This window comes from Halomonas nitroreducens (assembly GCF_003966155.1).
GTDB lineage: Bacteria > Pseudomonadota > Gammaproteobacteria > Pseudomonadales > Halomonadaceae > Halomonas > Halomonas nitroreducens.
Map to the genome: position 1 here is coordinate 22,240 of NZ_RXNS01000008.1, position 11,599 is coordinate 33,838.

Consider the following 11,599-nt stretch of genomic DNA (forward strand, 5'->3'; position numbering starts at 1 on the left):
ATACTGCCGCCATGACACGATATCCCGACCGCATTACCTCATGCCCGCGGCGCCTGCGCGCCACCCCCCTCATGCCGTCCCCGACCCTGCCAAGGATGCTCTCTGCATGAACCACTGGACGCTCAGCGACGATACGCACGCCAGCCGTGAGGCCCACAAGTACGACAAGCCCGCCCCCAGTCGCGAATACCTGCTGGCCCGCCTGGAAGAGTATGGCAAGCCGATCACCCACGAGGCGATGAGCCAGCTGCTGGGGCTCGAGGACGAGGACCTGCAGGAGGCGGTTCGCCGCCGGCTGGCTGCCATGGAGCGGGATGGCCAGGTACTGCGCAACCGCCGGGGGGCCTATGCGCTGATCGACAAGCTCGACCTGATCAAGGGCCGGGTGCTCGGCCACCGGGATGGTTTCGGCTTCCTGCTGCGCGATGACGGCAAGAAGCCCGACCTGGTGCTGCCGCCGCGGCAGATGCGGCGGGTCTTCCACGGCGACCACGTGCTGGTGCGGGTCAGCGGGCGCGATCGTCGCGGCCGCGACGAGGCCACCATCGTCGAGATCCTGGCCCGCAACACCCAGACCATCGTCGGCGTCTACCGGGAGAACACCCCCGAGTTCGGCGTGCTGATTCCCGAGAACCCACGCATCGCCCAGGAAGTGATCATTCCCCACAAGGCCAACGGTGGGGCCCGGGACGGCCAGGTGATCTCGGCGACGATCATCAAGCAGCCCGAGACCCGGGTGCAGCCGGTGGGCGAGGTGGCCGAAGTGCTCGGCGAGCGCATGGATCCCGGGATGGAGATCGATATCGCCATCCGCAGCTACGAGATTCCCGCCGAGTTTCCGCCGGAGGTCCACGACCAGATCGCCGGCATGTCCGCCGAGGTGGCCGAGGGCGACAAGCAGAACCGCATCGACCTGCGCGATATCCCCCTGGTGACCATCGACGACGAGTCCGCCAAGGACTTCGACGATGCCGTCTGTGCCTGGAAGACCAAGTCCGGCAGCTGGAAGCTGCTGGTGGCCATCGCCGACGTCTCCCACTACGTGCGACCCGGCAGCTCCCTGGACCAGGAGGCCATCACCCGGGGCAACTCGGTGTACTTCCCGGGGCAGGTGGTGCCCATGCTGCCGGAGCTGCTGTCCAACGGCCTCTGTTCGCTCAATCCCGACGTGGATCGCCTGGCACTGGTCTGCGAGATGAACATCTCCAAGACCGGGGCCATCAGCCGCTACCGCTTCTACGAGGGAGTGTTCCGCTCCCATGCGCGACTGACCTACAACAAGGTCGCCGCCATCCTCGACGACGACGGCGAGCAGGGCGAGGCCCTGCGCGAAGAGCACCGCGAGCTGGTGCCCTCGCTGAAGAACCTCCACGCCCTCTACCGCCTGCTGCGCGAGGCCCGGGTGGAGCGCGGCGCCATCGACTTCGAGACCACCGAGACGGCGATCCTCTTCAATGAGGAACGCAAGATCGAGAAGATCGTCCCGCGCTCGCGCAACGATGCCCACAAGATCATCGAGGAGTGCATGCTGGCGGCCAACGTCGCCACCGCTCGCTTCCTCGACAAGCACGACCTGCCGGCCCTCTACCGGATCCACGAGCGCCCCTCGCCGGAGCGCCTCGACAAGCTGCGCCTGTTCCTCAATGAGCTGGGCCTGTCGCTGGGCGGCGGCGACGAGCCGACGCCCCAGGACTACCGCGACCTGGCCGAGGCCATCAAGGAGCGCGATGACAGCGACATCATCCAGACGGTGATGCTGCGCTCCATGAGCCAGGCCGTGTACTCGCCCCAGAACGAGGGGCACTTCGGCCTGGCCTATCCGGCCTATGCCCACTTCACCTCGCCGATTCGCCGCTACCCGGACCTGATCGTCCACCGGGCCATCCGCTCGGTGATCCGGGGGCCGCGCCAGACCAACACCGTGCTGCGGGCCGAGAGCGCCCCGGTGGAGCCGCCGAGCAAGTGGTGCCCCTACACCTTCGAGCAGATGCTCGAGCTCGGTGAGCACTGCTCCATGACCGAGCGGCGCGCCGACGACGCCACTCGCGACGTCGAGGGCTGGCTGAAGTGCGAGTTCATGTCCGACAAGCTGGGCGAGGTCTTTGATGGCACCATCGCCTCGGTGACCCAGTTCGGCATCTTCGTGCGCCTCGACGAGGTCTATGTGGAAGGCCTGGTGCACGTCACCTCGCTGCCCTCCGACTACTACCACTACGAGCCGGAGAAGCATCGTCTCAAGGGCGAGCGCAGTGGCATGAGCTACCGGCTCGGCGATGGGGTCAGCGTCCAGGTGGCACGGGTCGACCTCGACGACCGCAAGATCGACTTCGAGCTGGCCGACGACAAGCCCCGGCCGCGCCGGGCGCCGCGCAAGCGCCGCGGCGCTCAGGGCGGGGGCGCCGGCAAGTCCGCGACGCCCCCGGCCGCGGCCCGCGGCAAGGCCGGCGGGGATGACGACGGCGGCAAGAAGCGTCGTCGCCGGGGCCCGCGTCGCCGCTGATCGTCGCGACATCCCTTCCTCCTTCGTCAAGACGCCATCATCATGAAGAAGCACGCTCAACGCCGGGGCCCCAGGGCCCCGGGTGGTCTCGACGCCGTCTACGGCATCCATGCGGTGCGGGCCCTGCTCGAGCGGGGCGAGGTGCCCCGGGAACTGTGGGTGCAGGAAGGAGAGGCGACGACACGCCTGGCCGACCTCGTGGCGGCGGCCCGCCACGGCGGCGCCCGGGTGCTGTCACGACCCCGGGACGAGCTCGACCAGCTCGCCCAGGGCGCCGCCCACCAGGGCCTGGTGGCCTTCTGCCCGCCGCTGGCCTTCGAGGCCGAGGCCGCGCTGTGGCATCGCCTGCAGGGCTGGTCGTCGCCGACGCCGCCCCTGCTGTTGGTGCTCGATGGCATCACCGACGTGCACAATTTCGGGGCCTGCCTGCGCAGCGTCGATGCCGCCGGTGCCCACGGCGTGGTGGTGCCCAAGGACCGCGCCGCGCCGCTCAACGCCACGGTGCGCAAGGTGGCCTGCGGGGCCGCCGAGAGCGTGCCCGTCTATCAGGTGACCAATCTGGCGCGGGCGCTGGCCAAGCTCAAGGACCTCGGTGTCTGGGTCACCGGCACCGCCGGCGAGGCCGAGGCCAGCGTCTTCGAGGCCGACCTCAGCGTGGCCACCGCCCTGGTCATGGGTGCCGAGGGCAAGGGCATGCGGCGGCTGACCCGGGAGGCCTGCGACAGCCTGGTCAAGCTGCCCATGGCCGGGCAGGTGTCGAGCCTCAACGTCTCGGTGGCGACGGGCATCTGCCTGTTCGAGGCGGTGCGCCAGCGCCGGATGCGCTAGTCTCCGCACGCCGCCGCGACCTTGCCTTGCATGTCGGGGCGAAGATCACTAGAATGCCTGCGCCCGTTCGTCCGACGAGCGGGCGTCGTGCATTTCGATAATCACCTCCTTGCTTCCCCTGGAGCGCCCCGTCGCCTCCACCGGAAGCTGCCAAACCGCAAGGAGAACCCATGCGTCACTACGAGATCGTCTTCATGGTCCACCCGGACCAGAGCGAGCAGGTCCCCGCGATGGTCGAGCGCTACACCAGCATCGTCACCGAGAACGGCGGCACCGTGCATCGTCTCGAGGATTGGGGGCGCCGTCACCTGGCCTACCCGATCAACAAGATCCACAAGGCTCACTACGTGCTGATGAACGTCGAGTGCCGCGGCGAGACCCTCGAGGAAATCGAGAACATCTTCCGCTTCAACGATGCCATCATTCGCAGCCTGGTCGTGCGCTGCAAGGAAGCCATCACCGAAGCCTCACCGATGATGAAGCCGGCGGAAGACAAGCGCGCCCGTCGTGACGAGAAGCCGTCACGCACCGCCGAGTCCGCCTGAGCCCACCTCGCACGTCTGAAGGAGTCTCCCCCATGGCACGTTTTTTCCGTCGCCGTAAGTTCTGCCGTTTCACCGCCGAGGGCGTGAAGCAGATCGACTACAAGGATCTGGACACGCTCAAGGCCTACATCACCGAGACCGGCAAGATCGTTCCCAGCCGCATCACCGGGACCAAGGCCCGTTACCAGCGCCAGCTGTCCACCGCCATCAAGCGGGCACGCTACCTGGCGCTGCTGCCCTACACCGATAGCCACCAGTAAGACCCAGGCGTGATGCTGCCCGTCGCCCGCTGGATGATGCGCGGCACGCCGCAAGCGGTCCTTGGGGCCGCCGCGGCCACGGTGATCCCCTGGCTGTTCTGGCTGGGGGCCGCCATCGCCGCCCTGGTCACCCTGCGACGCGGCCTCTCGGCAGCCCTGCCGGTGATCGTTGCTGCCGCCGTGCCCGCGGGCTGGTGGTGGACCCGTGGCGACGTCATTCCGCTGGCCAGCATCCTGCTGGTTACGCTGATGGCCGTGGTGCTGCGGGCCCGGCTGCGCTGGAGCGAGGCGCTGATCGTCGGCGCCCTGGCCGGGGCGGCGATGATCCAGCTCGGCATCTTCCTGCCCCCCGGGGGCGCCGGGCCGGTGCTGGACCAGCTCCGCCAGGGGTCGCCGGAGGTCGCGGCGATGCTCGACGACCTTGCCCGGCAGGGCATGCCTACCGAGCAGCTCGCCGGCCTGCTGATCGGCGGCGTCACCGGCCTGGTGGTGCTGCTGGCGGCGGTGGCCTGTCTGGCCCTGGCGCGCAGCTGGCAGGCCGGGCTTTACAACCCCGGCGGCTTTCGCGAGGAGTTCCATGCCCTGCGGCTGGCCCCTCGCGAGTTGCTGGTGCTGTTCGTGCTCGGTGCGGTCGGCATGGTGCTGGGGCTGCCGTCCCTGGGCATGCTGCTGTGGGTGCCGCTGCTGGTCACCGGCATCGCCCTGGTACATGGTTTTATCGGATTGAAGGGAATGAACGGGCTGTGGCTGGTCGCCTTCTATGTGTTGCTGATCACCACCTGGCCCATGATTCTCATCGTGCTGCTCGCGGCCCTGACGGACTCGTTCGCGGACTTCCGCGCCCGACTCGGCCGCAGCGACTGACAAGAGGTTAACGAGATGGAAGTCATTCTGCTCGACAAGATTGGCAAGCTGGGCGGTCTGGGTGACCAGGTCACCGTCAAGCCCGGTTATGGCCGTAACTACCTGGTGCCCTACGGCCTCGCCGTGCCGGCCACCAAGGACAACATCGCGGCCTTCGAGGCCCAGCGCGCCGAGCTCGAGGCCCAGGCCGCCGAGCGCAGGGCCGAGGCCGAGGCTCGCGCCGAACAGCTCAACGATATCGAGCTGTCGCTGGTCGCCAAGTCCGGTGACGAGGGCAAGCTGTTCGGCTCCATCGGTCCGCGTGACCTGGCCGAAGCGATCTCCTCCGCCGGCATCGAAGTGGCCAAGAGCGAGGTCCGCATGCCGGAAGGCCCGATTCGCCAGACCGGTGAATACGACATCGACCTGCACCTGCATGCCGAAGTCGAAGCCACCGTGCGCGTGGTGGTCGTGGCCGAGTGAGCCCGATTCCCTGACGCCGTCCCGACGGCGTCGGCATCGGTTGCCAAGGGGCGCGAGGAGAGATCCTCGCGCCCCTTTTCGATGTCGAAAGCCGCGTCCCTCGGCATCGGTCGGGGCGGTTTTTCCGGGTGGGGGCATGGGGTCGGCGCGACCCTTCGGGTAGAATGAGCCGGCCGTTTTCGCGAAGGTCCCCGCCGTCATGAACGAAGCTCTCGAGCTCGACAAGGAAACCGCGGCCCTGAAGGTGCCGCCCCACTCGCTGGAGGCCGAGCAGTCGGTGCTCGGCGGCCTGATGCTCGACAACCAGGCCTGGGACAGCGTGGCCGACCGCCTGGTGGCGGGCGACTTCTATCGCTACGAGCATCGGCTGATCTTCAACGTCATGGCCGGACTGGCCGAGGCGGCCCGGCCCCTGGACGTGGTGACCCTGTCCGAGGCCCTGGAGGGGCGTGACCAGCTGGAAACCGTCGGCGGACTCGCCTACCTGGCGGAGCTGGCCCGCAACACCCCCTCGGCCAGCAACATCCGCGCCTACGCCGACATCGTTCGCGAGCGGGCCACCCTGCGCAAGCTGATCCACGCTGCCAACCAGGTGGCGGAGAGCGCCTTCGCCCCCCAAGGGCGTCCCGCCGACGAGCTGGTCAACGAGGCCGAGCGTCTGGTCTTCCAGATCAGCGAGGAGCGCCCCAAGGAAGGCGGTCCCATCGGCATGAGCGAGCTGCTGGCCAAGGCGGTGGACCGCATCGACGAGATGTTCAACATGCAGGGCGAGATGACCGGCTTGTCCACCGGCTTCCGCGACCTGGACGACATGACCTCCGGCCTGCAGCCCTCGGACCTGGTGATCGTCGCCGGGCGGCCCTCCATGGGCAAGACCACCTTCGCCATGAACCTGGTCGAGCATGCGGTGATCGCCAGCGACAAGCCGGTGATGGTGTTCTCCATGGAGATGCCCGGCGAGTCGATCATGCTGCGCATGCTCTCCTCGCTGGGGCGCATCGACCAGACCCGGGTGCGCACCGGCCAGCTCGAGGACGAGGACTGGCCGCGGCTGACCTCGGCGGTGAACCTGCTCAAGGACAAGCAGCTGTTCATCGACGATACGGCGGCGCTGTCGCCCAACGAGATGCGTTCGCGGATCCGGAGGGTGGTGCGCGAGCACGGCAACCTGGCGCTGATCATGATCGACTACCTGCAGCTGATGCAGATCCCCGGCTTCTCCGAGAACCGCACCGGCGAGATCTCCGAGATCTCGCGCTCGCTGAAGGGCCTGGCCAAGGAGTTCGGCTGCCCGGTGGTGGCGCTTTCGCAGCTCAACCGCTCCCTGGAGCAGCGACCCAACAAGCGCCCGGTGATGTCGGACCTGCGCGAGTCCGGCGCCATCGAGCAGGACGCCGACCTGATTGGCTTCGTCTATCGCGACGAGGTCTACAATCCGGATAACCCCGACAATCAGGGGCTGGCCGAGTTCATCATCGGCAAGCAGCGTAACGGCCCCATCGGCACGGTGCACATGGCCTTCATCGGCAAGTACACCCGCTTCGAGGACCTGGCGCCGGACAGCTACGGAGAGGCCTTCGGCGAGTGAGCCGGCGCGGCGCTTGAGCCGTCGGCTGGTCACCGTATAATCCGACCCCCCCTGAACATCATAATGGAGGAGCACCATGGCAGGCGGATTCCGACGCGGCAACCGGCGTCGCACCCCGAAACTCGAGGCCCGCGGCGAGCTGCAGTCCATGGAGCGGGAAGGCCCGTTCAAGGAGTGGCTGGGCATGCCGGACCTCTACCGCTACCACATCGTGGTGGACGGTGAGAGCTACAGCTACCAGACCGAGGACTCGGAGCTGCCCGTCCAGGTCGGCGACCGGGTGGTCTTCCGCTACAAGGAGACCAAGGCCGGCAAGTGGGTCGATCGCAACTCCCTGGGCAAGGCCATCGACCCCGCCGACTACCAGTAGCGCCGGGAACCCCTGATCCCGCCATCGGTCACACCTACGACACGGATCGGTCATGCGCGTGTCATCGGTCACCCTCAGGCTGTGACCGATCCGCCAAGTCGACTCTTCTGATGGAGGGATCCATGGAATTCAATGACCTCAAGGCCTTCGTGGCCGACCACGACAACTTCGAGATCCGCGTGATCGGCCATGCGGGCAGCCATTTCTACCAGGTCGAACTCGAGGACGTGGAGGGCCAGCGCCATATGCTGACCCGCAGCGGCAAGCCGATGCTGTTCCGCGCCCTGGACGATGTCTACCTCGAACTCAAGCGCGCCGGCATCCATCGGGCCTACCTGGTCCAGCAGGTGCCCCATGACGAGATGATCGGCCGCGAGACCCACTACGCGGATCCACTGGCCTCGCGCATGCCGCTGGTCTTCTGATCCTCACTTCCGGCGCTGTCCCAGCCGGCGTCCGAGCCACCCCCGGTGGCGGGCAAAGACGCGGTACCCCGCATCCAGCAGCCCTGCCAGCCCCGGCAGGCAGCTGATCCACACCAGCCGCCGATAGCCCAGCACCGCGTAGAGGGCGCGGCTGGCTTCCAGTCCCACGAACCAGCGTCCCTCGGCGTCGCGCAGGTGCAGCCTGCCCATCATGTCGGCGAAGCTCGGCCCCCAGGCCGCGGGCTCGAACTCCGCGGCGCGGATGTCCACCAGGACGATGCGCTCTCGTCGGGAATGCCGCACCAGCCAGGCCACTTCCCGCTGGCACAGCGGACAGCGCCCGTCGTGGAAGAGCGTCACCGGTGCCCGGGCTGCCAGGGCGGCATGGCGGTTCATGGCGCACTCCCCGGGGCCTGGCCGTAGCCGTCCCGATGCTCGCCGCGACCATAGGGAGGCTCGGTCTCCAGCCCGGCCAGGAAGGCCTGCGCCTGTTCGCGCATCGCCGTCCGCTTGGCGTCGCTCATCCGCGCCAGGGACGCGTAGATCACCCTCATGCGCGGGTTGTGTCGCAGTGTGTCCGCATGGCGCTCGAGGAAGTGCCAGTAGAGGCTGTTGAGGGGGCAGGCCTGCGGCCCGGTGACCTGCCGGGGGTCGAAGCGGCAGTGGCGGCAGTGATCCGACATGCGGTCGATGTACTTGCCCGAGGCGCAGTAGGGCTTCGAGCCCATCAGCCCGCCATCGGCGTGCAGCACCATGCCCAGGGTGTTGGGCAGCTCCACCCATTCGCAGGCGTCGGCATACACCGCCAGGTACCAGTCGCACAGGGCCGCGGGGGCCACGTCGCAGAGCAGGGCGAAGTTGCCGGTGACCATCAGGCGCTGGATATGGTGGGCATAGGCATTGTCTCGGGTCATCTCGATGGCGCGTCGCAGGCAGCGTAGCTCGGTATTCCCCGTCCAGTAGCAGGCGGGCAGCCCGCCTTGCGCCTCGAGGGCATTGCCACGCTTGTAGCCGGGCATGCGCGTCCAGTAGAGGCCACGCACGTACTCTCGCCAGCCGAGGATCTGGCGGATGAAGCCCTCCGTCGAATTGAGCGGGGCCTCGCCGCGGTAGTAGGCCGCCTCGACGGCCTCGCAGACTTCCCGGGGGGAGAGCAGGCCCAGGTTCAGGGCCGCGGACAGCCGCGAGTGGAAGAGGAAGGGCGCCTCGTCGCTGATGGCGTCCTGGTAGCGCCCGAAGTCCGGCAGCAGGGCCTCGACGAAGTGGCTGAGGTCATTCAGCGCCTGGCCTCGGGTGACCGGCCAGTGGAAGCCCTCGAGCGAGCCGAAGTGATCGCCGAAGTGGTCGGCCACCAGCGTGAGGACCGCCCGGGTGGTGGCATCCTGGCGGTGACGGGGGGGCGTGGCGGGGGCGAGCCCGTCCGGCAATGGCTCGCGATTGTCGTGGTCGAGATTCCAGCGGCCGCCGGCGGGCTGGGTGTCCTCCATCAGCAGGCCCGTGCGGCGGCGCCACTCGCGATAGAAGTGCTCCAGGCGCAGGGTCCGGCGTCCCCGCGCCCAGCTGGCAAAGTCGTCCGGGGTGGTGAAAAAGCGGTCATCCTCATGAAGCCGCCAGGGCCGGGGAGCCGACTGGCGTGCCACCATGGCTTGCCACAGGCGCCACTCCCCGGGGCGGGTGGCGTGGATCTCGTCACATCCGTAGCAGTCGGCCAGGCGCTCGGCCTCGCCGAGCAGCTCCTGGGCATTGGCGGGATCGTCCAGGGGGCTGTAGTGAACGTGCCAGCCCCGCTCGCGGAGTTCGTCGGCGAAGTGGCGCATGGCCGAGAACATCATGGCGATCTTCTGCGGATGGTGGGGCACGTAGCGGCCTTCCTCGGCGACCTCGCAGAGGGCGATCACGGCCTCGTCGGGCGCCTGGCGCAGGCTGGCCAGCCCATGGCTGAGCTGGTCGCCGAGAATCAGGATCAGGGAGCGGGGCATAAATTGTCCAAGAGCTATACATAGCTGTCGATCTAGTATAACTGGATTCCGCCGACATGCCTGCCGATGGTATCGTAGGGATTCACTCTCGCTTCATGCCACCACAGGGACCGCGCACCATGGCTGCTCTCGAGAATTCCGCCGGCAACGAGCTCGTCCATCCGGGCGAGGACCGCCTCGCTCAGGCCCCCGTCGATCACCCGCCCGTGCCGCGCCAGAAGGTCGGGGTGGTGCTGGCCAATCTGGGCACCCCGGATGCCACCGATTACTGGTCCATGCGTCGCTATCTCAACGAGTTCCTCTCCGACCGGCGGGTGGTGGACTACTCCCGCTGGCTGTGGCAGCCGCTGCTGCAGCTGGTGATCCTCACCAAGCGGCCCTTCGCCTCGGGCCGGGCCTATCGCAGCATCTGGAACGAGGCCCTCGACGAGAGCCCGCTGCTGACCATCACCCGGGAGCAGACGGAAAAGCTGGCGGCCCGTCTCGAGGCCGAGCATGGCGGGCGGGTCGAGGTGGACTTCTGCATGCGCTACGGCAACCCCTCGACCGAGAGCGTGCTGCGTCGCCTCCAGGCACGCGGCTGTGAGCGGATCCTCTTCTTCCCGCTCTATCCTCAGTACGCCTCGCCCACCACGGCCACCGCCAATGACCAGGCCTTCCGCACGCTGATGCGGCTCAAGTGGCAGCCCGCCCTGCGCACGGTCCCGGCCTACTTCGCGCACCCCGACTATATCGCCGCCCTGGCGGCCTCGGTACGCGAGGCCTATGACGCAGCGACCTCGACACCCGAGGTGCTGGTCGCCTCCTATCACGGCGTGCCCAAGCGCTATCTCGAGGAGGGGGATCCCTACCACTGCCAGTGCCTGAAGACCACCCGGCTGCTCAAGGAGCATATGGGCCTGGCCGACGAGGCCGTCGTCACCGCCTTCCAGTCGAAGTTCGGCCCCGAGGAGTGGGTAGGCCCGGCCACCGTTGACCAGGTGGCGGCGCTGGCTCGCCAGGGCAGGAAGCATATCGCCGTGATCTCGCCGGCCTTCGCCGCCGACTGCGTGGAGACGCTCGAGGAGATCCAGCAGGAAATCCGCGATGCCTTCCTGGCCGCCGGCGGCGAGACCTTCACCTATGTGCCCTGTCTCAACGCCCGGGACGACCATGTTCGGGCGCTGGCGGCGATCGCCGAGAACGAGCTGGCCGGCTGGCTCTAGTGTCTCGTAGCGAGGTGGACGGTCGGCTTCCCCGGGCCGCCAGGCGGCGTTGCCACGCCTCGCCACAGCCCGGCCATGTCACGTCGTGCTGCCCTGCCTGCCCCCAAGACGCTCTCCAGCCCGCGGTAACCGGACACTAGCGGGAGGGGGGCTGGCGCTCGTGCGTGAGTGGGTCGTGCCCCTGTTCGGGATGCGGCACGGGCTTCTCGCCGACCTCCTCGCCGCGCAGCTCCGCCGGTCGGCCCCGGGTCTTGTCGACGTGGGGCAGCTTCTGGTGCAGCCCCGACTTGGCCAGCAGGTGGGCGCTGACCGGGGCAGTGATGAACAGGAAGAGGGTGATCAGCATCTCCTGGACCACCGGCTGGCTGTCGATCACCCCGAAGTAGAGCATCGAGGCGATCAGGGTACAGCCGATGCCCATGGTGGTGGCCTTGGTGGGGCCGTGAAGACGCATGTAGAAGTCGCGCAGGTGGGCCATGCCCAGCGAGCCGATGAAGGCGAAGGCCCCGCCGGCGATCAGGAAGAGCGAGATCACGCCCTCGAGGATCACAAAGGTCGTCATGATGGCTCCGA

Annotated in this window: 13 protein-coding genes; 10 read left to right on the forward strand and 3 right to left on the reverse strand. The window is 68.0% G+C overall.

Annotated elements, in window-relative coordinates; genetic code table 11:
- Positions 1–106: 106 nt before the first annotated feature.
- From rnr to EKG36_RS09565, 9 genes are all read left to right on the forward strand, one after another.
- Positions 107–2,500: a ribonuclease R gene (gene rnr / locus EKG36_RS09525; RefSeq protein ID WP_126483453.1), complete on the forward strand. Its 2,394-nt coding sequence runs from the start codon at positions 107–109 to the stop codon at positions 2,498–2,500.
- A gap of 42 nt (positions 2,501–2,542) precedes the next feature.
- Positions 2,543–3,328 (forward strand): 23S rRNA (guanosine(2251)-2'-O)-methyltransferase RlmB, encoded by a 786-nt coding sequence (rlmB, locus tag EKG36_RS09530; RefSeq protein WP_126483455.1) that lies wholly within the window; start codon positions 2,543–2,545, stop codon positions 3,326–3,328.
- A gap of 170 nt (positions 3,329–3,498) precedes the next feature.
- On the forward strand, positions 3,499–3,873 hold the full coding sequence (rpsF, locus tag EKG36_RS09535) for a 30S ribosomal protein S6 (RefSeq protein WP_126483457.1): 375 nt from the start codon (positions 3,499–3,501) through the stop codon (positions 3,871–3,873).
- A 32-nt stretch (positions 3,874–3,905) separates the two neighbouring features.
- A complete protein-coding gene (gene rpsR, locus EKG36_RS09540) occupies positions 3,906–4,133 on the forward strand; it encodes a 30S ribosomal protein S18 (RefSeq protein WP_016853668.1) in 228 nt (75 codons plus the stop codon).
- A 12-nt stretch (positions 4,134–4,145) separates the two neighbouring features.
- Positions 4,146–4,997: a hypothetical protein gene (locus EKG36_RS09545; protein ID WP_126483714.1), complete on the forward strand. Its 852-nt coding sequence runs from the start codon at positions 4,146–4,148 to the stop codon at positions 4,995–4,997.
- Positions 4,998–5,012: 15 nt separating this feature from the next.
- Positions 5,013–5,459 (forward strand): 50S ribosomal protein L9, encoded by a 447-nt coding sequence (gene rplI / locus EKG36_RS09550; RefSeq protein ID WP_126483459.1) that lies wholly within the window; start codon positions 5,013–5,015, stop codon positions 5,457–5,459.
- 199 nt (positions 5,460–5,658) lie between these two features.
- Positions 5,659–7,047: a replicative DNA helicase gene (dnaB, locus tag EKG36_RS09555; protein ID WP_126483461.1), complete on the forward strand. Its 1,389-nt coding sequence runs from the start codon at positions 5,659–5,661 to the stop codon at positions 7,045–7,047.
- A 76-nt stretch (positions 7,048–7,123) separates the two neighbouring features.
- On the forward strand, positions 7,124–7,417 hold the full coding sequence (locus EKG36_RS09560; RefSeq protein WP_126483463.1) for a hypothetical protein: 294 nt from the start codon (positions 7,124–7,126) through the stop codon (positions 7,415–7,417).
- Positions 7,418–7,539: 122 nt separating this feature from the next.
- Entirely contained in the window at positions 7,540–7,842 is a 303-nt protein-coding gene (locus EKG36_RS09565) for a DUF6482 family protein (protein WP_126483465.1), read from the forward strand.
- Between the two features lie 3 nt (positions 7,843–7,845).
- Here EKG36_RS09565 and EKG36_RS09570 read toward each other — a convergent pair whose 3' ends face one another.
- Both EKG36_RS09570 and EKG36_RS09575 read right to left on the reverse strand, forming a co-directional pair.
- Positions 7,846–8,238 (reverse strand): thiol-disulfide oxidoreductase DCC family protein, encoded by a 393-nt coding sequence (locus tag EKG36_RS09570; protein WP_126483467.1) that lies wholly within the window; start codon positions 8,236–8,238, stop codon positions 7,846–7,848.
- On the reverse strand, positions 8,235–9,821 hold the full coding sequence (locus EKG36_RS09575) for a cryptochrome/photolyase family protein (protein ID WP_126483469.1): 1,587 nt from the start codon (positions 9,819–9,821) through the stop codon (positions 8,235–8,237). The genes EKG36_RS09570 and EKG36_RS09575 overlap by 4 nt, the downstream gene beginning before the upstream one ends.
- Before the next feature lie 119 nt (positions 9,822–9,940).
- Here EKG36_RS09575 and hemH point away from each other — a divergent pair, with 119 nt between their 5' ends.
- Positions 9,941–11,026: a ferrochelatase gene (gene hemH / locus EKG36_RS09580; protein WP_126483471.1), complete on the forward strand. Its 1,086-nt coding sequence runs from the start codon at positions 9,941–9,943 to the stop codon at positions 11,024–11,026.
- A 136-nt stretch (positions 11,027–11,162) separates the two neighbouring features.
- Here the strand turns inward: hemH and EKG36_RS09585 are convergent, their stop codons facing one another.
- Entirely contained in the window at positions 11,163–11,588 is a 426-nt protein-coding gene (locus EKG36_RS09585) for a Na+/H+ antiporter subunit G (protein WP_126483473.1), read from the reverse strand.
- Between the last annotated feature and the right edge of the window lie 11 nt (positions 11,589–11,599).